General features: G+C 70.9%; 15 protein-coding genes. 3 read left to right on the top strand and 12 right to left on the bottom strand.

Annotation, left to right across the window (positions count from 1 at the left end):
* Nucleotides 1–33 precede the first annotated feature (33 nt).
* The 9 genes from ACIG5F_RS26940 to ACIG5F_RS26900 all read right to left on the bottom strand — a co-directional run bounded on the left by ACIG5F_RS26940 (nt 34) and on the right by ACIG5F_RS26900 (nt 13,924).
* The gene (locus tag ACIG5F_RS26940) at nt 34–609 is read right to left on the bottom strand and encodes a hypothetical protein (protein WP_396522027.1); all 576 of its coding nucleotides are present in this window, start codon (nt 607–609) and stop codon (nt 34–36) included.
* Between the two features lie 40 nt (nt 610–649).
* On the bottom strand, nt 650–1,078 hold the full coding sequence (locus ACIG5F_RS26935) for a helix-turn-helix domain-containing protein (RefSeq protein WP_396522025.1): 429 nt from the start codon (nt 1,076–1,078) through the stop codon (nt 650–652).
* A gap of 295 nt (nt 1,079–1,373) precedes the next feature.
* Nucleotides 1,374–1,832 (bottom strand): CinA family protein, encoded by a 459-nt coding sequence (locus tag ACIG5F_RS26930; protein WP_396522023.1) that lies wholly within the window; start codon nt 1,830–1,832, stop codon nt 1,374–1,376.
* On the bottom strand, nt 1,829–2,431 hold the full coding sequence (gene pgsA, locus ACIG5F_RS26925; RefSeq protein WP_396522021.1) for a CDP-diacylglycerol--glycerol-3-phosphate 3-phosphatidyltransferase: 603 nt from the start codon (nt 2,429–2,431) through the stop codon (nt 1,829–1,831). Before pgsA ends, ACIG5F_RS26930 begins: the two co-directional genes overlap by 4 nt.
* Complete coding sequence (gene rimO / locus ACIG5F_RS26920; RefSeq protein ID WP_396522019.1) at nt 2,428–3,849, bottom strand: 30S ribosomal protein S12 methylthiotransferase RimO; 1,422 nt, start codon at nt 3,847–3,849, stop codon at nt 2,428–2,430. Before rimO ends, pgsA begins: the two co-directional genes overlap by 4 nt.
* A 31-nt stretch (nt 3,850–3,880) precedes the next feature.
* On the bottom strand, nt 3,881–4,441 hold the full coding sequence (locus tag ACIG5F_RS26915; RefSeq protein WP_396522017.1) for an RloB family protein: 561 nt from the start codon (nt 4,439–4,441) through the stop codon (nt 3,881–3,883).
* A complete protein-coding gene (locus ACIG5F_RS26910; protein WP_396522015.1) occupies nt 4,431–5,678 on the bottom strand; it encodes an ATP/GTP-binding protein in 1,248 nt (415 codons plus the stop codon). Before ACIG5F_RS26910 ends, ACIG5F_RS26915 begins: the two co-directional genes overlap by 11 nt.
* 196 nt (nt 5,679–5,874) lie before the next feature.
* Entirely contained in the window at nt 5,875–9,045 is a 3,171-nt protein-coding gene (locus ACIG5F_RS26905; protein ID WP_396522013.1) for a S8 family serine peptidase, read from the bottom strand.
* A gap of 199 nt (nt 9,046–9,244) precedes the next feature.
* Nucleotides 9,245–13,924 (bottom strand): AAA family ATPase, encoded by a 4,680-nt coding sequence (locus ACIG5F_RS26900; protein ID WP_396522011.1) that lies wholly within the window; start codon nt 13,922–13,924, stop codon nt 9,245–9,247.
* 101 nt (nt 13,925–14,025) lie between these two features.
* Between ACIG5F_RS26900 and ACIG5F_RS26895 the strand changes: the two genes are divergently transcribed.
* Entirely contained in the window at nt 14,026–14,526 is a 501-nt protein-coding gene (locus tag ACIG5F_RS26895) for an amino-acid N-acetyltransferase (protein ID WP_396522009.1), read from the top strand.
* A gap of 53 nt (nt 14,527–14,579) precedes the next feature.
* Nucleotides 14,580–15,380, top strand: a complete 801-nt coding sequence (locus ACIG5F_RS26890; RefSeq protein WP_396522007.1) for a MerR family transcriptional regulator — start codon at nt 14,580–14,582, stop codon at nt 15,378–15,380.
* 44 nt (nt 15,381–15,424) lie between these two features.
* Here ACIG5F_RS26890 and ACIG5F_RS26885 read toward each other — a convergent pair whose 3' ends face one another.
* Both ACIG5F_RS26885 and ACIG5F_RS26880 read right to left on the bottom strand, forming a co-directional pair.
* On the bottom strand, nt 15,425–15,790 hold the full coding sequence (locus ACIG5F_RS26885; protein ID WP_396522005.1) for a type II toxin-antitoxin system RelE/ParE family toxin: 366 nt from the start codon (nt 15,788–15,790) through the stop codon (nt 15,425–15,427).
* Nucleotides 15,791–15,793: 3 nt separating this feature from the next.
* Nucleotides 15,794–16,093 (bottom strand): type II toxin-antitoxin system Phd/YefM family antitoxin, encoded by a 300-nt coding sequence (locus ACIG5F_RS26880; protein ID WP_396522003.1) that lies wholly within the window; start codon nt 16,091–16,093, stop codon nt 15,794–15,796.
* A 106-nt stretch (nt 16,094–16,199) separates the two neighbouring features.
* Here ACIG5F_RS26880 and ACIG5F_RS26875 point away from each other — a divergent pair, with 106 nt between their 5' ends.
* Nucleotides 16,200–19,502, top strand: a complete 3,303-nt coding sequence (locus ACIG5F_RS26875; protein ID WP_396522001.1) for a hypothetical protein — start codon at nt 16,200–16,202, stop codon at nt 19,500–19,502.
* Here ACIG5F_RS26875 and ACIG5F_RS26870 read toward each other — a convergent pair whose 3' ends face one another.
* The gene (locus ACIG5F_RS26870) at nt 19,503–21,932 is read right to left on the bottom strand and encodes a DNA translocase FtsK 4TM domain-containing protein (protein ID WP_396521999.1); all 2,430 of its coding nucleotides are present in this window, start codon (nt 21,930–21,932) and stop codon (nt 19,503–19,505) included. It abuts the gene before it with no gap.
* Nucleotides 21,933–22,077: the final 145 nt, after the last annotated feature.

The following is a 22,077-nucleotide window of genomic DNA, read 5'->3' as shown; positions in this document are numbered from 1 at the left end:
GAGCTGGGCCGCTACCACCGACACCACCGAATATCAGGGTCGCCCCTGAGCGGTAAGGTCCGGCAGCTGGGCCGCCAGCACCCGGACCTCGGCCAGGTTGGCCCGCAGTTCGACCAGCTCACGGGCCCGGACCGGGTCGGCCGGGTGGTCCGAATCACGAACTCGTTCCAACCCGGTGACACACGCGTGCGCGCGTGTCGTCAGGGCGTCCCTGGTGGCCCTGAGTCGCGCCACGGTAGCGAGACGATCACTCACCGCACGGTGGGCGGCGCTCAGCTCGGGACCGCCGGCCGCGTCAACGGCCAGCCGGGCGGCCAACTGGTCCCGGGTCCGGCGCAGCCTGGCGGCGGGCAACGCCGCCAGCGCGCGATCGATCGTCTGGATCTCGGTCGCTGCGGCGCGCAGCTCGGCCAGCACGCGCTCGGCGTCGTCACCACATGGACGGTCGGCCAGCTGGCCGACCACGAGTTCGGCGCGCGCCACCCACGGGACGTCGTGCGGGCGTTCCCGGATCGGCCGGCCCGTCCGGGCGACGGGCCTGCGCCTGGTCAGCACCAGCAGCGATCCGGCGGCGGCCACCAGCAGCAGGAGCACCGCCAGCAGCGCCACCAGCTCGAATTCGTCCAGGGTGGAGCGCCTCCTCCCGTACCTACGCGGCGACCACGACCTCTCCCCGCGGCGGGGCGAGGGTGGGCAGTCGGTGCGTGAGCGCCGGCTGGAGTCGGATGTCGCTGAGCTGGTCGCCGACCGACTCGCCGAGCAGCCGGCCGCCCTCGTAGGGGGCGCCCGCCGTCTCACGCGGCTTGGCGGCGTCCTGCGCGGTGGGCGCGTTCGCGACCGCGGCCAGCGCGCTCATGTCGGAGGCGACTGTGTGCAGCAGATCGGCCATGGGCAGGTCCAGCGCGTCGCAGATGGCCGCCAGCAGCTCGCTGGAGGCTTCCTTGCGGCCGCGTTCCACCTCGGACAGGTAGCCCAGGCTGACCCGTGCGGAGCGGGACACCTCACGCAGCGTGCGGTGTTGAGTGGTGCGAGTGTGGCGAAGCCGATCACCGATCGCCTCGCGAAGCAGCACTGTCATCGCGCGCCTCCTTCCAGCCGGGCCCGTACCGACCACGTTACCCAGACGGCACCCCCGGTGGCACCGACTTCTCGCCTCGTACGCCCAAGGCGAACGAGTGAATCAACCCGGATGTTCCCCGGCCGCCGGTGACCAGGCAAGATCCCCGACAGGGCTTTGACCTGGGCTTGAGTGGCTCCAGAAGAGCATCCTCCCGATCTTGGAACGCGTCGCGGCCGGCTTGGGTTCACCACTCCATCGAGCGGCTTGCCACACTTTGGGACGGCCGATAGGGGCACGTTTGGCTACCCGCGGTTCACCCCAGATGGTGACGCAGCAGCTCCAGCGCCGCGGTCACGCTGCCCGAACGGACCTCGTTCCGGCTCCCGGCCAGGCTCAGCCGGCGCACCTGGGACCCGGTCGGGCCGGCCACCGCCACGTACACCGTGCCCGGCTCGACGCCGTCCTGCGGATCCGGCCCGGCGACGCCGGTCAGACCCAGGCCCCAAGTCGCCGCGCAGCGCTCCCGCGCCCCGGCGGCGAGCTGGGCGGCCACGTCCGGGTGCACCGCCCCGTGCTCGGCCAGCAGCGCCTCGTCCACGCCGGCGAGCTTGGCCTTCAGCTCGGTGGCGTACACGATCAGGCCGCCCCGCAGCACCGAACTTGCCCCCGGCACCGAGGCCAGCTCCGCCGCCACCAGACCAGCCGTCAGCGACTCCGCCGTCGCCACCGTCTGCCGCAACTCGCGCAGCCGGGCCACCAGGTCCGCCGTCACGGCGCTCCCGCGACCGAGCGGCGGCCCACCGCCCGCAGCCGGAAGGCCCTGACCACGTAGTCCACGCCGGTCACCACGGTGAGCAGCAGGGCGACGCCCATCGTCACCCAGCGCACGAACAGCAGCCACGGCGGCAGCGGCAGCAGGTAGAAGCCGATCGCCACGATCTGCATCAGCGTCTTGGCCTTGCCGCCACGGCTGGCCGGGATCACGCCGTGCCGGATCACCCAGAACCGGAGCAGGGTCACGCCCAGCTCGCGGACGGCGATCACGATCGTCACCCACCACGGCAGGTCGCCCAGGATCGACAGCCCGACCAGGGCCGAGCCGGTGAGCGCCTTGTCGGCGATCGGGTCGGCGATCTTGCCGAAGTCGGTGACCAGGCCGTGCTTGCGGGCCAGGTCGCCGTCGATGCGGTCGGTGATCGAGGCGATCACGAACAGGCCGAACGCCACCATCCGCCACAGCAGGTCCGCGCCGCCGCCGGTGAACAGCGCCAGCAGGAAGAACGGCACGATGACCAGCCGCGACACCGTCAACACGTTGGCGATGTTGAACAGCGGCACGGCTCTCGGCTCCTCGGCCCCCGAGGAGCTCATCGTGGCAGCACTTCGATCGGGCGAACGATGAGGTCCACCCCCTCGCTGTCGATGACCTCGGCACGGACCAGGTCGCCGACCTTCAGGCCTTCGGCCTCGACGACCACGCACTCGCCGTCGACCTCGGGCGCCTGGTGGGCGGCCCGGCCGACGCAGTCGCTGTCCTCATCCTCCTCGTGCTCGACCAGCACCACCACCTGCTGGCCGATCCGGTCCTCGGCCCGCTGCGCGGTCAGCTCCTCGACCAGCGCCGAGAACCGGGCCACCCGCTCGGCCACGGTGTCCGCGTCCAGCTTGCCGTCCAGGGTGAGGGCCTCGGTGCCGTCCTCGTCCGAGTAGCCGAACACGCCCACCGCGTCCAGCCGGCCCTCGGTCAGGAAGCGCTCCAGCTCCTTGAGGTCGTCCTCGGTCTCGCCGGGGAAGCCCACGATCACGTTGGTGCGGATGCCGGCGTTCGGGCTCAGCTCGCGGATCTGCTCGATCAGGGCCAGGAAGGAGTCGGTGGAGCCGAAGCGGCGCATCCGGCGCAGCACGGCCTCGCTGGAGTGCTGGAAGGACAGGTCGAAGTAGTCGGCCACGCCCGGCGTCGTCGCGATCGCCTTGACCAGGCCCGGGCGGGTCTCGGCCGGCTGCAGGTAGGAGACCCGGACCCGGTCGATGCCCGGCACCTGGGCCAGCTGCGGGATCAGCGTCTCCAGCGCCCGGACGTCGCCGAGGTCCTTGCCGTACGAGGTGGAGTTCTCGCTCACCAGGAACAGCTCGCGGACGCCCTGGGTGGCCAGCCACGCCGCCTCGCCCAGGATCTCCTCCGGGGAGCGGGACACGAAGGCGCCGCGGAAGCTCGGGATCGCGCAGAACGAGCAGCGGCGGTCGCAGCCCGAGGCGATCTTCAGCGGGGCCACCGGCGCGTTGTCCAGGCGGGTGCGCAGCACCTGCGGACCCCAGGCCGTGCCATGACCCGGCAGCGCCACCTCCGGGGCCTTCTGCGGCCGCTGCACCGGGCTGATCGGCAGCAGCGTGCGCCGGTCCACCGGCTTGTGCGAGTCCAGTTTGCGGCCGGCCAGCACGTCGTCCAGCCGCTCGCCCAGGGTCGGGTAGTGGTCGAAGCCCAGCACCGCGTCGGCCTCGGGCAGGCTCTCGGCCAGCTCCGCGCCGTAGCGCTCGGCCAGGCAGCCCACCGCCACCACCTTCGCCCCGGAGTCCGAGGCCGCCAGCAGCGTGTCCACCGAGTCCTTCTTGGCCGACTCCACGAAGCCGCAGGTGTTGACCAGCACGACGTCCGCGCCGCCCTCGTCCGGGTCGACCAGCTGCCAGCCGTCGGCCGTCAGCCGCCCGGCCATCTCCTCGGAGTCGACCTCATTACGGGCGCAACCGAGGGTGAGCAGGGCGACACGGCGGGACGTGGAGGGGGAAGACACGTGCTCAAGGGTATCTGGCTTCACGCGCACTTCAGTCCGGGAGGACCTGCCGGACCAGTTTCCACACTCCCGTGGACGGGTTCCGATCATGGTCCCGCCCGGTCGGGTCCAGCCGCTCGCCGCGTCGCGTCGCGTCCGCCACCCCCGGCTCGTACTGCGCGAACTCGACGCGGCACTTGTCGTAGCCGGGCACGTGTTTGATCAACTTGGGTCGCAGGTCCCGATAGCTGGGGCTGGCGACCCGGTGCTCCGTGAAATGCAGCAGAAGCCACAGCTCGAAGCACGGGTTCGACACCGCCAGCCGCACCCCCAGCTCGTCGGCCAGCCGGGCGGCCTTGGCGATGTCGAACTCGTCGGTGTCCACGACGCACCACACCTCGTCGTAGTCGCCGCCGACGCGTTGCGCATGACGGACGAGTTGATCGGGCGCGACCCCTTTGGCGATCACCCTCACCCGGACGGTCGGATCCCGTCGAGACCTCCGCAACCCGTCGAAATAATCCAGCTCGGTCCGGGTGCCACCACACACGATCAGGATCTCGCGGTGCAGCCGAAGCGAGACGTTGCCGTCCCTGGCTGTGTCACGACGCACGGCGGCTCGGCGCTGCGTCGGCGAACTGCCACTCGTTCATGTCCGGCACACCGTCGTAACTGCCGAAAAGGTAGCGTTTCTGCATGCTCTCCCCCTTGCGGGGACGGAATTCCGCCAGTGCGGAGAGCCGGCTCGCCCCGTCGATTCCCTTTTCCACGAACCACACCTGGTCGCGTCGGAGCACTTCCTCCCCCGGCTCGACGCCGAGCAACGGGGAACCAAGCAGTGCGGCGTCGTGCGTGATCAGCACGAGCTGCGCCCGACGGGGGTTGGTCTCCGGCTTCTGGAACAGCCGGACCACCTGCGCCGTCAGCAGCGGGTGCAGGTTGGTGTCGACCTCGTCCAGGACCAGTGTCTGCCCCCCGTCCAGCGCGTCGAGCAGGGCGGGGACGAGGTGGACCCAGTCCCTGGTCCCACCCGACTGCTCATCGAACGACAGCGGCTGAGACCACTTCGAGTGCGTGAACCACAACTCCTGGCCGGCGGCTGGAACCGGGTGGCCTTCACGCTCTATCAGGTCACGCAGACGGGCCTCGGCCGGAGACAGCGGCTTCACCTCGATGCCGACGATGCCCAGGTCCGCGTGGCGAACCAGATCGACAACGCGATCCCGCCCAGCCGGATCCTGAAGCATCTGCTTGATGCGGGCCAGGTCCCGCCGCCGCACGTCGCGGGACTGGAAGGCCAGCTTGTCCGTCAGGAAGCGGTGGGCCGGCGCGACCTGCGCGACGTTGGACTGCGCGGCCACGCTCAGGAAGAGGGCGTTGGGCCGCACGAGGGCCTTGAGCACCTCGAGCTTGGCCCGCAGATCGCCGACCGTGGTGCCGACCTTGATGCCGCCGTCCTCACGCTCGAAGACGACCCGCTTGCGCTTCTCCGGGTAGCTGTAGAGCCATTCCTCCCGCACGACCCGGTCGTCCACGACGAAGCCGTACGTGTGGCGCACGCCCTCGGCGATGAACTCCGCGACGAACCCCGACGGCTGCTCAGCCGCCTTCGGGTCGAGCTTGAACGGCCGGCGCGGCACGCGGCCATCCGGCCGCCAGCGGCCGAAGGAGTCGCGCACCGCCGACGACATGAACTCCAGCGCGCCGAACAGGTTCGACTTGCCCGACGCGTTCGCGCCGTAGACCGCCGCGACGGGGACCGCCGGCTCGTCCCCGTAGACCGGCGTCAACTGCAACTCCTGCTCGTCCCGGATCGACCGGTGGTTGACCACCCGAAAGCCCAAAAGCATCTCTGACACCTCCCTGAAGAAAGCTTCAGGTCGTTTTGCGCAGACAATCCGCGCGAACTGGCTCGAAGCCTAGCAGATGGGCTGGTCAGGGCTCCTCCGACTTGATGCCGACCGAGAGGGCCGCCGAAATGTCGACATCTCGACACGGCGATGGCGGGCCCCGCGACCGGGGCCCGCCATCGACAGGGGTGTCGGGTCAGCCGACCGACTGGACGATGACCGAGGAGCGGCCGACGACGGCGCCGTCGGCGAGGACCAGGGTCAGCTCACCGCGGAGCACCCGGCCGGCGCCGGGCTGTGCGCCGGCGGTGACGGCGCCGGTGACGGTCCAGGAGCTGCCGGACGGACGGGCGGTGGTGGTGTCGTTGACGGTGACCGCGCCGAGCGACGGGGCGACGTAGGTGTCGCTGTAGTCGTAGGCGGTGGAGCCGGCCGGCACGGCATAGCCGTCGATCTCCACCCGCCAGAGCCCGGCGGCGGGGTTGGCGATGGTGACCTGTTCCTCGGCGGTGGAGCCGCCGCTGGTGCCGGCCTGCACACACGAGCCGCCGGTGCAGTCGTAGACGATCATGTCGATGTCGGCCCCGCGGTCGGCGGGGTTGCCGGTGCGGGCGGTGAACGAGGTGGCGCCGGCCGGCACGGTCACGTCGAACGTCTGCACGGCGCCGTTGGCGATGGTCGGCCGGGTCACGGCCGAGCTGCCGAGCGGACCGCCGGTGAGGCGGCCGGTGATGGCGGCGAGCTGGTTGGACACGCTGTAGCTGCGCGCCACCGGGCTGCCCAGCGGGGCCGACGCGATGGTGTCGGCCTCCGGGCTGATCTTGGTGCCGATCAGCGAGGTGGTCAGCGTGAACGGGATGACGGCGGCGTCGGAGGTGCGCCGCGCCTCGACGGCGATCTCCCACACGCCCGGCATCGGGTTGACGACCGTGCGGCTGGTCGGCGTGCCGCCGGCGCACCCGGCACCCGCGTCGGGCAGGTAGCAGCTGGTGGAGGCGTTGGAGTCCAGCGGAACGCCGGTCGGGTCGTTGCGCAGGAACCGGACCTGCCCGGTGCTCGCGGCCAGGTCGACCTTGAGCGCGGAGGCGCCGGCCGGCACCCGGACGAACACGCTGGTGCTCTCGTTGCGGCTGGCGTTGGCCTGGTGGCTCAACGAATAGCCGTTGGCGGCGGTGAAGTCGTTGACCGCGATCACGGTGTTCAGGGTGAGCAGCGTGGTGCCGCCGACCTTGAGCAGCGCCGAGTGCACGCCCTCGCCGCGCGGATCAATCTTGACGTCGAAGGCCACCGGCTTGTTCAGCGGCAGCACCACGGAGCCGGCGGAGCGGAAGGTGCCGTCGTTGCCGGTCCACTGCACGTCGTAGCGGGTGTTCCGGTTGGGGCCGGAGGTCCGGGTCAGCGTGTAGGTGCGGGTGTAGGACTTGCCGGCGGTGACGCCCTCGCGGTCGTAGATGCCGACGCCCTGGCCCGGGGTCTTGAGCTGCCCGGCGAGCACGGTGTTGACCGGCACGGTCGCGGTCACCGACACCGGGGAGACGTTGTCCTGCAAGCGGTGGAAGGCAGCGGAGACGTCCAGCAGGCCGGCGCCCTGCTCGTACGCGCCGACGCCGGGCACGAACTTCGCGGTGGACTTGATCGCCTCGCGCAGCGCGGCGACCGGCGGCCGCTGCCCGTGGTGGGTGGCCTTGTACGCGCTGATCAGCAGGGCCGCCGCGCCGGCGGCCTGCGGGGCGGCCATCGAGGTGCCGTTGAACATGGCGTACCCGTTGGGCAGCGGGAAGGTGCCGGCGACCGGGCCGCCCGGCTGCCAGCCGGGGATGGTGGAGATGGCCGATCCGGGGGCGACGATGTCCGGCTTGAAGCCGCCGTTCTCGGCCGGGCCGCGGGAGGAGAACGGGTGCAGGCCCTGCTTGGCCGCGGTCACCGAGCCGTAGTTGGACAGCCAGGTGGCGTCGGTGATGTAGGAGCCGACGCTGATCGCGTCGGTGGCCACCGACGGGTCGCCGACGGTGTTGGCGCCGGCGCCGCTGTTGCCGGCGGAGATGAAGACCTGCACGTTGTACTGGGCGATGGTCCGGTTGTAGAGGTCGGCGCGGGCGTTGTTGCCGTCGTTGAGGGCCGGCAGGCCGCCGATGGAGATGTTGATCGCGTCGGCGCCGTTGCGGGCGGCGTAGAGCAGGCCGTCGATCAGGCCGCTGGCGGTGCAGGACGAGCTGGTCAGGCACACCTTGACCGCCATCAGCTTGGCCCCGGGGGCCGCGCCGGCCATCTTGCCGCCGAACAGCGAGTTGCCGGCGACGATGCCGGAGACGTGGGTGCCGTGGGCCGCGCCGGCGATGCCGATGTTGACCAGGGCGGTGCCGCCGTTGTCGTAGATCGAGCGGTCGGTCTGCACCACGAAGGGCACCGGGCCCAGGTGGCCGACCTGCTGGGCGACCTTGTAGTCGATCATCGGGGCGTTGTTGGTGAAGTCACCGTCCCCGTCGACGTCGACGCGGACCTCCTTGGTGGTCACGTCCTGGAGCACGCCGAAGGAGTCGGTCTTGTCGCCGTCCCGGTTGAGGTCGCCGGCCAGCTCGCCGCCGCGCAGGTCGCCGGCGGTCTCGGCCAGCGTGCCGACGGTGTACGGACCGCCGGTGGCCGGCGCGGTCCAGGTGCGGCCGCCGGCGGTGAACTTGCCGGTGTAGCGGGTCTTGGACATCGCGACCCAGGTGCCGTCGCCGGAGTCGGTGGAGTTGGCGTTGTACCAGTCGACGATCTTGCGCTCGCCGGTCGTGGTCTTGGCCAGGGCCGGGGTGTCCAGGTCGATGCCGGAGTCGAGGATCGCGACAGTGGCGCCGCGGCCGTCCCACTTGGGCACCTGCTGCGCGAACTGGGCCGCGCCGGTGTCCCCGGTCGGCAGGTACGGGTTGACCCGCGGCGTGTCCTTGCCCGGGGCCTTCTGCGGCAGCGGCGCGCTCGTGCCCTCCGGCCGCGGGTCGTCCTGCTTGATCAGGCCGTCCACGTCCACGGACTTCACGGCGCCGAGCTCGGCCGCCTTCTCGGCCTTGCCCCGGGGGACCTCGACCTTGATGTAGTCCACGTCCTTGGCGGCGGTCTGCACCACGCCGCCGAGGTCGCGCAGCTGCTGGGCCGCCTGGTCGGTGCGGCCCGGCTCGGCCGCGACCACCAGCGTCACGGTCGGCTTGCCGGCGCGCTCCGCCTCGGCGAGCAGCTCCCGGTCCTGCTTGTCCAGCTGTTTGGCCGAGCCCGGCGGGGTGGGGGCGGCCGCGGCGCTGGCAGCAGGGGTGGCCAACGCGAAGGCGCTCGCACCGAGCACGCCGGCCAGCGCGATGGCGCCGGCCCGACGTCTGAGGTGTGCGGTCACGGGGGAATCCCTTTCCTGGGGGACAAACGCCCCAGAAGCACACCTTTCGCGACAGGCCCCCACAATCGGACATAAGGCGCATCTTCCGCCGATCGTCGTGAACCGGTCGGCCGAATGGTCGCCTCGGCCGGCCCGTTCGATGTCATGAAGGGCCCCTTCCTGACGTTGAACGTCAGGAAGGGGCCCTTCATGACATTCCTCAGCCCGGCAGGTCGACGGCGTGCAGCGTCTGCAACTCCTCGTCGGCCAGGTTGTCGAGGTCGACGTCGGGCCCGGCCAGCCGCACGGCCTGGCGCGCCACGGTGCGTTCCAGCAGGCCCCGCGCGGAGCGGCCGTTGGCGAAGCCGACGCCCCGGTCGATGGCGGCGACGGCGGCCGGCAGGGCGGCGCGAAGGTCGTCGGAGAGCAGGTAGCTCTGGCTGCTGGCCATGACCTCGAAGATGCCGACCAGTTCCTCGTCGGTGTAGTCGGGGAACTCGACGGTGGCCCCGAACCGGGACCGCAGGCCGGAGTTGGCGTCCAGGAAGCGGTCCATGTCGGCGGGATAGCCGGCCGCGATCACCAGCAGGTCGTCGCGGTGGTTCTCCATCTGCACGAGGATCTCGGCGATGGCCTCGGGACCGTAGTCGTGCTCGCCGCCGCCGGCCAGGGTGTACGCCTCGTCGATGAACAGCACGCCGCCGATGGCCTGCTCGCACACGGCCCGGGTCTTGGCGGCGGTCTGGCCGAGGTACTCGGCGATCAGGTCGGGGCGGCCGGTCTCCACGAGATGCCCGGACGACAGCACGCCCAACTCCCGGAACAGCTGGGCGATCAGCCGGGCCACGGTGGTCTTGGCGGTGCCTGGATTGCCGGTGAACACCAGATGCCGGCTGCGGGCGGCGACCTTGAGCCCGGCCGAGCGGCGGCGGGCGTCGACCCGCGTCTCGGCGACGAGCGTGCGCACCTGCTCCTTCACCGGGGCGAGGCCGATCATGCCGTCCAACTCGGCCAGCAGGTCGGCCAGGCTGCGCCGCCGACCGCCGTCGCCCTGCTGCACGCCGCTGTCCTCGGGGGCCGGCAAGTCGTCGGCCACCAACATGTTCAGCGCCGACGCGTCGACGTCGCCGGCGGCCGCGAGCCGTCCGGACTGCTTGGTGATGGCGGCTTCCAACAGCTGCCGCGCCGACCGGCCATTGGCGAAGCCGCGGCCGCGCGGGATACGGGTGATCCGCTGCGGCAGCGCGGCGACGAGGTCCTCGGCCAGCCGATAGCCCTGGCCGGTCGCCATCGCCTGGAAGATCCGGGCCAGCTCGTCGTTGCTGTAGTCGGGGAACTCGACGCGGTTGGCGAACCGGGACCGCAGGCCGGGGTTGGCCGCCATGAACTCGTCCATCTCCTGGGGATAGCCGGCGGCGATGACGATCAGGTCGTCCCGGTGGTTCTCCATCTGCACCAACAGTTCCGCCACCGCCTCCGCCGCGAAGTCCTGCTCCCCCTTGCCGACCAGCGTGTACGCCTCGTCGATGAACAGGATGCCGCCGATCGCGCTCTCGCACACGGCCCGGGTCTTCGGCGCGGTCTGGCCGATGTGCTCGGCGACCAGATCGGACCGCTGCGCCTCCACCACATGCCCGCCGCTGACCACGCCGAGCTCCCGGTAGATCTGCGCGATCAGCCGGGCCACGGTGGTCTTGGCCGTGCCGGGATTGCCGGTGAACACCAGATGCCGGCTGCGTTCCCCAGTTTTCATGCCGGCCGCGCGGCGCTTGGCGTCGATGTCCATCTCGGCGACCATCGCCTTCACCCGCTGCTTCACGGGCTCCAGGCCGATCATGCCGTCCAATTCGGACAGCAGCTCCGGCAGCGTCCGGCGCCGACCGCCACTTCCCTGCGCCACACCGGCTTCGTCGGGCGCGGGCAGGTCGGCGGCGGTCAGCGCGTTGAGCGTCGCCGCGTCGGCCCGACCGATCCCGGCCAGCCGCGCCGACTGCTGGGTGAGCGTCGCCTCCAGCAGCTGCCGCGCCGACCGGCCGTTGGCGAAACCCCGGCCGCGCGGGATGAGCCGGATCCGGTCCGGCAGCGCCGCGACCAGGTCGTCGGAGGTGGTGTAGCCCTGGCCGTGGGCCATCGCGAGAAAGATCCTGGCCAGTTCCTCGTTGCTGTAGTCCGGGAACTCCACCCGGTTGGCGAAGCGCGAGCGCAGGCCCGGGTTGGTCTCCATGAACTCGTCCATCAGCTTCGGGTAGCCGGCGACGATCACGATCATGTCGGCGCGGTGGTTCTCCATCTGCACCAACAGTTCCGCCACGGCCTCGGCCCCGAAATCGCCCTGGTCGCCGGTCAGCGTGTACGCCTCGTCGACGAACAGGATGCCGCCCAGCGCGTCCTCGCAGACCGCCCGCGTCTTGGGCGCGGTGGCCCCGATGTGCTCGGCGACCAGATCGGACCGCTGCGCCTCGATCACGTGCCCCGAAGTGACGACGCCGAGCTCCCGGTAGATCTCGCCGATCAGCCGGGCCACGGTGGTCTTGGCGGTGCCGGGATTGCCGGTGAAGACCAGATGCCGGCTGCGCGGCGACACCGGCAGCCCCTGGGCCCGGCGCTGCCGGTCGACGTCCATCTCGGCGACCATCGCGCGGACCCGGCGCTTCACCGGCTCCAGGCCGATCATACCGTCCAATTCGGACAGCAGGTCGGGCAGGCCGCGCTGCGCCCCGCCATCGCCCATCCGGATGCCGATGTCCCCGGGGGCCGGAATGTCGTTGGCCAGCAACATGTTCAACGACGCGACGTCAGAGTTCGGGTCGGCCGCCAGCCGTGCCGACTGGCGGCTGATGGTCGCCTCCAGCAGCTGCCGCGCCGACCGGCCGTTGGCGAAGCCCTTGCCCCGGCTGACCCGGCTCATCCGCACCGGCAGCCCGGCCAGCAGGTCCGGCCCCAGCTCGTAGCCCTGGGACTTGGCCATCAGCTGGAAGATGCGGGCCAGTTCCTCGTTGCTGTAGTCGGGGAACTCGATGCGGGTCTGGAACCGCGAGCGCAGGCCCGGGTTGGAGTCCAGGAAGGTGCTCATCTCGCGCGGGTAGCCGGCCACGATGACGATCAGGTCGTCGCGGTGGTTCTCCATCTGCGCCAACAGTTCCGCGACCGCCTCGGGGCCGTAGTCCTCGTCACCGCCCTGCACCAGGTTGTAGGCCTCGTCGATGAAAAGAACGCCGCCGTAGGCCTGCTCGATCAGCTTGCGGGTCTTGCCGGAGGTCTCGCCGATGTACTCGCCGACCAGATCGGCCCGCATGCACTCGACCAGCTGCCCGCCGGCCAGCACGCCCAGTTCCCGGTACAGCTCGGCGATCACCCGGGCCATGGTCGTCTTGGCCGTGCCGGGGTTGCCGGTGAACACCAGATGCCGGCTGCGCTGCGGGATCGGCATGCCGGCCGCGCGCCGCCGCTCGTCCACCTGCAACTCGGAGACCAGGTTGTTGACCTGGCGTTTCACCGAGTCCAGGCCGACCATGGCGTTCAGCTCGGCGAGCAGCTCGGCGGCCGACTTCCGGTCCCCGCCGGCGGCCGCCTGCCGCAGTTCGGCCAGGTCGGCCTCGTCCACGCGGACCAGGCCGGGCATGGCGCTGCGCATGATCGCGTTCTGGCAGGCCGTCTCCAGCAGGGCCTCGACGCGGCGGGCCCCGCCCATCGTGCGGTGCGAGCGGCCGCCGGTGACCAGATCGGCCAGGCCGGCGCGGGCCGCCGGCGACATCGACACCTGGCGTTCGCCGGCCAGCACGTCCAGCAGGGCCTCGGCCGCCGGGCGCTGCTCGAAGTCCGGCAGGTGGTAGACCAGCGCCCGCTGGGCCACCGCCGGGGCGGCGTCGGTCAGCTGCTTGAGGAAGGCCGGGCTGCCGGCCAGCACCAGCACCGCGCACTCGTCCTGGTCGTGCGCCACCTCGACGATGATGTCGATCATGCTGGCCCGGTCGCCCGCGTCGGCCAGCAGCGCGTCGGCGTTCTCGATCATCAGCACCGGCGTCTTCTGGCACGCCGCGCTGATCGCCGCCCGCACCACCGCCTCGAGCGGCTTCTCCTGCTCCTTGGCCGACAGGATCAGGCTGGCCGCCGTCTTGATCACCGGCTCCGGCTCGCTGATCGCCTCGGTCGCCTTCATGAACGGCGCGAAGGCGCGCATCAGCCGGCGCTGGCCGCTGTGCTGCGGGCCGACCAGCAGGATGACCGGATTGGCCTGGCCCGCGGTGTTCTCGGCGTGGCGGATGCCGTCGGCCCAGAGGATCACTCGCTTGGCCTTCTCGAAGAAGGCCGCCACCGGCTCGCCGGTGCGCACGAAGTGCCCGCCGCCGTAGAGCGGGTCGGCCACCGCGAGCGGCCCCTGCGGCTGGGGCACTCCCTGCTGGGGCAACGGAGGTGGCTGGACCTGGGGCAGCCCCTGGTGAGGCAGGGGCGGCGGCTGGACCGGTTGCGGCGCGGGGAACTGCTGGAACGGCTGGGACACCGGCTGCTGCGTCGGAAACGGCTGCGAGACCGGGTACTGCTGCTGGGCCGGGAAGGGCTGCTGGGCCGGGAAGGGCTGCGACACCGGCGGTTCCGGGTACAGCGAGCCCGGCTGCGGCACCGGCTGGGACACCGGCTGCTGCGGCATGGGCTGCGGCTGCTGGGGCATGGGCTGCTGGGGCGGCCCGCCGGGCAACTGCGACGGGCGGGCGGTGGCGCGGAAGGCCGGGTCCGGCGGCGGGGCCATTGGCCGCCACTGGCCGACGCCGCGCCACCACAGCCACGGCTGGCCCGGGTTGAGCAGCCACCAGGCGCCGTCCGCGGTGGTCAGCACCGTCGTGCGCCCCACCGAAGCCGCTCGCTCGGCCTCCGCGAACGGGTCCCAACCCGCGCCGGTCATCGCTCCCCCCCTCCGCTGACTTGGGTCTGCCCGGCAGCTTACGGCGGTCGGAGTTCACCGCCGACGATGGCGTGCAACGTGCAACGACTAGGTTTGAGCACGTGGACAACGTTCTCGTGCGGCGGGCTCGCATCGCCGACGTGCGCACGATCAAGGCGCTCGTCGACCACTACGCGGGCAAGGTGTTGCTGACCAAGCAGTTGGTCACACTCTTCGAGTCCGTGCAGGAGTTCTGGGTGGCCGAGCTGGACGGCCGGGTGGTCGGCTGCGGGGCGCTGCACGTGCTGTGGGAGGACCTGGCCGAGATCCGCACCGTCGCCGTGGACCCGCTGGCCGCCGGCCGGGGCGTCGGGCACGCCATCGTCGGGCAGCTGGTGGCGCTGGCCCGGGAGCTGGGGCTGGCCCGGATCTTCGTGCTCACCTTCGAGACCCGGTTCTTCAGCCGGCACGGCTTCGTGGAGATCGAGGGCACGCCGGTGTCGCCCGAGGTCTACGACGAGATGCTGCGCTCGTTCGACGAGGGTGTGGCCGAGTTCCTGGACCTGACCTATGTGAAGCCGAACACCCTCGGCAACAGCCGAATGCTGCTCCAACTCTTCTAGTTACGACTAGAAGAGTATTGACTGACCAAGTCGTGGCGCGCGAGGATGGTCGCGTGTCCGTGGAGGAGCTCGCCGCCGAGGTCGGCCTGCCGACCAGCACGATCCGCATGTACCAGACCAAGGGTCTGCTGCACGCGCCGCGCCGCGTGGGCCGGACCGCGCGCTACGACGTCAGCCATGTGCAGCGGATCCGGCTCGTGCAGCGCCTCCAGGACCGCGGCTTCTCGCTGCCCGCCATCGCCCAGCTGATCGAGGCGCGGGACCGCGGCGACTCCGTCGCCGACGTGCTCGGGCTCGCGCCCGACGGCCCCGAGGACTGGATTCCCATCGGCGTCAACGAGATCCGGGCGCTGGTCTCCGTCCCCGAGCTGCGGCCATCGCTGCTGCGCCGGGCCACCCAGCTCGGCCTGGTCAAGTGGCGGCACGGCCGACCGCACACCCGGCGCTGGGCCCTGGAGAGCGGCTCCCGGCTGCGCCAACTGGCCATCGGACCGCAGGAGGTGCTCAGCCAGTACGAGAGCCTGCGGGAGACCACCGACCGCGTGGCCGCCGACTTCGTCGACGTCTTCGAACGCCACCTGTGGCCCAGCATCGCCGCCACCAGCGGGCAGGCCGACCAGCTCGACAAGGTCCGCTCCCTGCTCATCGAGCTCACCAGCACCGCCGAGTCCGTCGTCGTCGGCGCCCTGCGGGAATCCATCCGCGACGCCACCGAACAGTTCGCCTACAAGTACGGCCTGCTGGAGGACGACCCGGCCTGGTTGCAGGAGCCGGTGCCCACCCTCGCCGAACGGCTCACCGAGCCCGGCGGCGAGGAGCCGGACATCGAAGGATTCCTCGCGGGGGAGGAATAGCGGTCGGGTGCGTCGTCACCAGGGGGGACGACGCACCCGCCGGCTCACGGGTGCCCGATCCGGTCCAGCAGACCGAGCAGCTCGCCGACCAGCTCCTGATCGCCGGCATGCAGCCGCACCCGGGCAACGGCCAGGTCGTAGCACTCGCCGTCGGCCTGCTTGCCGATCACCCAGACGACAACCACCGTGCCGTCCGCCTCGATGCGGTAGACGACCCGGTAGTCCCGGTCGCCGACCACGAGTTTGCGGAAGGTGGCCAGGTTTCCGGCGGCGCGGCTGCCCAGCGGAGCGCCGCGCTTGTCCGGCTCCGTCTCCAGCTTCTTCAACGCCTTGAGCACTTGGAGCCGCGCCGAGCCGTCCAGGTCTCGAAGATCTTCTTTGGCTTCGGTGGTCAGCAGGACCCTCGCCACTGCTCAGTCCTCGTCCAGGTCCGCCGAGTCGATCCCGAACTCCGCCGCCACGTCGTCGAGGCTGTGTCGAGCGCCGTCGTCGGTGATGGTCCGCGCCAGGGCCAGGGCCAACAGGCGGAGGTCGTCCTCGAGCTCGTCGAGGCGTTGCAGCCGGGCGGCGTCCTGCGGGCTCACGATCGCGGCCAGCGGCTTGTTGTTCCGCATCACCAGCTTGCTGCGGCCCTCGTTCGCCTCGTTGAGCAACCGGGACAGCGAGCTGTTGGCCTCGGTCACACTCACCAGGTCATCGGTGTTGACGTTCACGGCACCTCCCCCATGAACAGTACCCGAATCCTGGCTCGAATTCTAGCAATCCAGGGGGTGGTCGGTTTCCCGTCGGGGTGGCCAACGGCGCCGATAGTCTGCTCGGATGGCCAGCGGTGGCAGGAAGACCTCGATCACCGGGGATGTGTCCGGATCGGTCGTGGCCGGCGTCGTGCACGGGGACGTGACGGTCAACTATCACTCGCCGCCCGCGTCGGCCTCGGCGCCAAGCGAGCCGTGGGCGAGGCTGGTGCACGGTTCGAAGGTGTGGCGGGAGGGCCAGGACCGCGCCGCCGCCGTGGCCGTCGCGACGCATCTGGCTTCGTTGCACCAGGATCTGCCCGACGACCCGTGGCTGGACCGCGGCCTGGTCGAGCGCTTCACCCGGCGCGTGAGCTGGCTGGCCCGCAAGCTCGACGTGGAGTTCGGCCAGGCCGAGGCGACGCTGCTGACCCTGATCCCGTTGCTGCACCAGGTGTTGTGGGCCCGCGCCGCCGTCGACCGTGCCGACGGCCCGCCACAGTCGTTCTACCAGGAGCACAGTCGCCTGGCCGCCCGGATGGAGGGCCACGACGAGGTCCGCTGGTGGCTGTTCCACCGGTGGCTGTGGCTACAGGCCGAGGTGCTCAAGCCGGAGTCCGTCGCCGGCCTGCTCACCGGCGTCGACGTCCCGCCCGTGCTCGCCGCCGCCCGGGTCAGCGGTCTGCTGCAAGGCCTTCGCATCGAGCCGAACGCCTTGTGCGGCCCGGAGATGCGGCAGCGGGAGACCCTGGGCGGCGGCACCGAGGACGAGGAGGAGGTCCGCACCCCGCTGCTCGCCCTGCTGCTGGCCGTCGCCTACAGCATGTCCATCGACATCACCGGCCTGTCCGACATCATCGTCTGGCACACCCCGGTGGATTTCGAGCGCCTGCACGAGACCATCGCCGAAGCCGGCTGGGTTCCCCGCGCCGACTGCCCCGTGCTGTCCGCCGCCTGCCACCACGCCTCCGTGGTCGAGGCCCTTCGCGACCACACCGTCCGCCTCGACACCCTGCTGCACGCCGTGCGCAAGGCCGCCGACGAGCACAGCGTGCTCACACCCCTGCGCGCCCTGCCCGAACGCGCCTCCAGCGACGACGTCCGTCCCGCCACCGGTCCCGACGGCAAGCCTGTTTTCAGCGGCTGGTCTCGGTTCCGTATGGACGAGCAGCGGGTGCAGGAGCTGCTCATGGGCGAGCAGCTCTACCGGGACCGGTCGCTGGCCATACGGGAGCTGTACCAGAACGCGCTCGACGCCTGCCGCTATCGCCGGGCCCGTGAGGAGTTCCTGCGCCGCACCACCGACCGCTCCGCCGACTGGACCGGCCGCATCGCCTTCTCCCAGGGCGTCGACTCTTCGGGCCGCCCCTACCTCGACTGCGCCGACAACGGCGTCGGCATGGGCATCTCCGAACTCACCGGAGTCTTCGCCCAGGCCGGCGCCCGCTTCGCCGACCTCGCCGAGTTCCGCGACGAACAGGTCGACTGGTCCCGCCTCGATCCCCCGGTGGAGCTCTTTCCCAACAGCCGCTTCGGCATCGGGGTGCTGAGCTACTTCATGCTGGCCGACGAGATCACCATCACCACCTGCCGCATGCCCCGCGACGGCGGCCTCCCCGGTCCGGTCCACGAGGTCGCCATCACCGGCCCCGGCCACCTCTTCGAGATCCGCAAGATCGCCGACCATGGCAAGCCCGGCACCACCGTCCGCCTCCACCTCCGCGCGGGCATTCGCACCTCCTGCGTGGAGACCCTGAACCGCCTGCTGGCCATCGCCGAGTTCGACACGGTTGCCCACCACGGCGAACTCCGGTCCACCTGGACGGCCGGCGTCTTCGAGCAACGCCCCGGCCAGGATGGCATGGCCACCGGCGATATCGTGCCCAGCGCCGACGGCCACGTCATCTGGTGCGAGCAGGGCGGCGGGCTGCTCGTCGACGGTCTGAGGGTGGACCACGTGACCAATGAGCCGGGCTACAAACAGCCGGGGGCACTGGCGAACCTGACCGGACCGCTGGCGCCACGCCTCTCGGTCGATCGCACCACAGTGCTCGACCCTGTCGGCCGTCTGGTCACCGAACTGCAAGTGAGAGCGGTCCCCGATCTCGTCGCCGCGAACACCCTGTTGGACGGGGATTGGCTCAGCGACAGGGGATTCGACAACCCGACGCTCGTCGACCTGATCGCTGACAAGGCTCCGAGCCATCGTAGTTTCCCCGGCGACCGGTTCATCGTGAGCTGGCCGCCGAAACCGAACGGCCTCAACACCGTCACCGGGCATCCCCTCGACCACATCTTTCTCTGGCGTCTCATCGCCAATGGCGACGTGGGCGAGCTGGCCGACTGGGTGCCGGAAATCGCCGACGCCGGCACTGTGCTGCCACCGCGTGCGTCCGATCTGCGGATCCTGTGCGACGTGGGCCGCAGCTGGGCGATTACCGCACACCTTCGAGCGCCGGGCCACATTCTCGCGGCCGCGATCGACCTGGGGTACTCACCCCGGTCCGTGGCCGCCCGGCTGACCGAGCTCGGTATCGACGGCATCGACATCGACCGCTTTCCGACCGATCGCTTCCGGTCCTACGCGGTGGAAATGGATCTGTTCGGCAAGGACCTCGGGCCGAACGCCTCGCGTTTTTCGGACCGAGCAGTGTCCCTGAACACCGTCACCGCTGTCGCGACAAAGCACGGCATCGCCGTGTCGCGAGCGATGGACATCGTGTCGGCCTATGGGCTTGCTGTGGGCCCACCGCCCAAGAGCGCGTCGGACAAGCTCGCTGAGCTCACCGACGCCGTCCTACCGGACTGGCTGGCCAGCGCCGGCGCGCAAATTCTGGCGGGCATCGACGATGTGCGAGCGCCGCTCCCGCTGGGGCATGTGCTCAACCAGGCGAGGGCATTGGACATGTCCGTCGCCGAGATCGAGCGAATCCTACGGACGCTGGGGCTGACGCCACCGGATCTGCCGCCGACCGTCGCGATGGAGGACATCCGGTTGGTAAGCGTCGACCTCGACGGCGACGCGCCGTGGCTCGACATCCGGCGGCCAGTCCGGTTGCACCACCTGATCAAGGCGCATGCCGTGCTGAACCAGTCGCCGTTCTGGGCCGCGGACCGGCTCGCGCAGCTCGGATTCACCGTGCAGTCGGAGAACCTGCCCTACTACCCGGAATACCGCGATCTGACGCTGCTCCGGGACGACGAGTTCAACGGCGGATTCCTCGATCCGGAGCAGCCGGTGCCGTTGTCCCGGCTGGTGTCGCTGAGCAAGCAGTTGACCAGCCCGCTCAACCAGATCGTCGGTCGGCTCCGGGAGCTCGGCATGCACCTGCCGAGTCCGGCCGCCACGATTCGGAACGCGTTGGCGAAGGTGCCGTTGGCGAAGTAGTCACTCCTGCTCGTCGTCGGGTTCCTCGGGCATGCCGCCGCCGCGGATGGTGTAGAGGACGCCGTCGAGTTCGTCGGGCTTGATGAGGACCTCGCGGGCCTTGGAGCCTTCGGAGGGGCCGACGACGCCGCGGGTCTCCAGCAGGTCCATGAGGCGGCCGGCCTTGGCGAAGCCGACGCGGAGTTTGCGCTGGAGCATGGAGGTGGAGCCGAACTGACTGGTGACGATGAGCTCGGTGGCCTGGAGCAGGAGATCCAGGTCGTCGCCGATGTCGGCGTCGATCTCCTTCTTCTCACCGGCCTTGGCCGAGGTGACGCCGTCGGTGTAGTCGGGCTGGGCCTGGTCCCGGGTGAAGGAGACGATGGTGTTGATCTCGTCGTCACCCACGTAGGCGCCCTGGATGCGCACGGGCTTGGCCGCGCCCATGGGCAGGTAGAGGCCGTCGCCCATGCCGATGAGCTTCTCGGCGCCGGGCTGGTCGAGGATGACCCGGGAGTCGGTCAGCGACGAGGTGGCGAAGGCCAGGCGGGAAGGGACGTTGGTCTTGATGAGGCCGGTGACCACGTCGACGGAGGGGCGCTGGGTGGCCAGCACGAGGTGGATGCCGGCGGCCCGGGCCTTCTGGGTGATGCGGACGATGGCGTCCTCGACGTCGCGGGGAGCGGTCATCATCAGGTCGGCGAGCTCGTCGACGATGGCCAGGATGTAGGGCCGGGGCCGGTACTCCCGCTCGGAGCCGGGCGGGGCGGTGATCTCGCCGGACCGGACCTTGCGGTTGAAGTCGTCGATGTGCCGGACCTTGTTGACCTGCATGTCCTGGTAGCGCTGCTCCATCTCCTCCACCAGCCAGGCCAGCGCGGCGGCGGCCTTCTTGGGCTGGGTGATGATGGGCGTGATCAGGTGCGGAATGCCTTCGTACGGCGTGAGTTCGACCATCTTCGGGTCGATGAGGATCATCCGGCACTCGTCGGGCGTGGCCCGGGCCAGCAGCGACACCAGCATCGAGTTGACGAAGCTGGACTTGCCGGAGCCGGTGGAGCCGGCGACCAGCAGGTGGGGCATCTTGGCCAGGTTGGCGGTGACGAAGTGGCCCTCGATGTCCTTGCCCAGCCCCACGACCAGCGGGTGTTGATCGGCCACAGTGGACGGTGCGCGCAGCACGTCGCCCAGCCGCACCATCTCCCGGTCGCTGTTGGGCACCTCGATGCCGACGGCGGACTTGCCGGGGATGGGCGCCAGCAGGCGCACGTTGTCGGTGGCGGCGGCGTAGGCGATGTTCTTGGTCAGGGCGGTGATCTTCTCGACCTTCACGCCCGGCCCGAGCTCCACCTCGTACCGGGTGACGGTCGGCCCCCGGGTGAAGCCGGTGACCTGGGCGTCGATGGAGAACTGCTCCAGCACGCCGGTGATGGCCTCGATCATGGAGTCGTTGGCGCGGCTGCGGGCCTTGGGCGGATCCCCGTCCTGCAACAGGTCCAGCCCCGGCAGCGTGTAGTCGCCCTCGACGGCCCGCGGCGCGGCCGGCTTCTCCGAGACAGCAGGAGCCTTTCGTGTCTTGGGCAAGGATTTCGGCGCGACTGGCTCCGGCTCGTCCTCGGTCGGCAGCTCCAGCTGCTTGGGCGCCTCCACGTCGGCGGCCTGGCGGCGGCGCGAGGGCCGGCGCAGCCTGACAGCGGAGCTGTCCTTCTCGGTGACGTCCTCGGTGGGCGTGGCCTCCGATGCCTTGGGCGCGGTGGACGCCGGCGTGGCCGACTGGTCGACCAACGCCCGCAGCCGGTTGGGCACCTCCCGCACGGGAGTGCCGGTGAGCAGCAGCACGCCGTACACGGCGACCAGCCCGAGCAGCGGCACGGCGACCCAGCCGGTGAGGCCCTGGGCCAGGAAGTGCCCGGCGAGCCAGCCGAGCGCGCCGCCGGCGTCGCCGCTCTCCGAGGCGAGTTCGGGCGCGCCGAGCAGCAGGTGCAGCAGCCCCAGCGCGGACAGGCCGAGCAGGACCATGCCGAAGACGATGCGCGGCCGGGCCTCGGGCAGCGGGTCGGAGCGCATCAGCACGATGCCGATGAACAGCAGCACGAACGGCAGCACGTAGGCGGCGGCGCCGATGACGCTGCGCACGGCGACGTCCAGCCAGCTGCCGACGGGCCCGCCGGCGTGCCACCAGACGCCGGCGGCGAAGATCACGCCGAGCCCGATCATCACCAGCGCGAGGCCGTCGCGGCGGTGCGCGGGATCGAGTTCCTTGGTGCGGCCGACGGCCCGGGTGATGCTGCCCAGGCCCTTGGCGACCACGCCCCAGCTGGCCTTGGCCGGCGTGGCCGTGCCCCGCTTCGAGGACGTCGCCTTGCCCCGGGGCTTGGTCGCCGGGCGCGGCTTGGCCGTGGTTCGCCCCCGCGTGGAGGTCCGCTTCGAAGTCGTCGTCCGGCCGGCCATGCCCCCGAGGGTAGCCCTTTCACTTCCGTCACATACGTCACGGCGGGGCAAGTCGCTGATCGAGACCGGCCCGGTGCCGACCGCCCGACTCCGCGCCACCGCCGGCCAAGGTCGCCCCCGACGCTTGGAAGGGGGCTTTCCTCCA

Source organism: Kutzneria sp. NPDC052558 (genome assembly GCF_044547355.1).
Classification (GTDB): Bacteria; Actinomycetota; Actinomycetes; order Mycobacteriales; family Pseudonocardiaceae; genus Kutzneria.
The sequence above is the reverse complement of the archived record's forward strand: the minus strand, read 5'-3'. Positions and strand labels throughout refer to the sequence as shown.

Coding starts and splice junctions, on each gene's coding strand:
- ACIG5F_RS26875 (WP_396522001.1), top strand. CDS start 16,200: ATGGCCAGCGGTGGCAGGAAGACCTCGATCACCGGGGATGTGTCCGGA.
- ACIG5F_RS26870 (WP_396521999.1), bottom strand. CDS start 21,932: ATGGCCGGCCGGACGACGACTTCGAAGCGGACCTCCACGCGGGGGCGA.
- ACIG5F_RS26910 (WP_396522015.1), bottom strand. CDS start 5,678: ATGCTTTTGGGCTTTCGGGTGGTCAACCACCGGTCGATCCGGGACGAG.
- ACIG5F_RS26935 (WP_396522025.1), bottom strand. CDS start 1,078: ATGACAGTGCTGCTTCGCGAGGCGATCGGTGATCGGCTTCGCCACACT.
- pgsA (WP_396522021.1), bottom strand. CDS start 2,431: ATGAGCTCCTCGGGGGCCGAGGAGCCGAGAGCCGTGCCGCTGTTCAAC.
- ACIG5F_RS26900 (WP_396522011.1), bottom strand. CDS start 13,924: ATGACCGGCGCGGGTTGGGACCCGTTCGCGGAGGCCGAGCGAGCGGCT.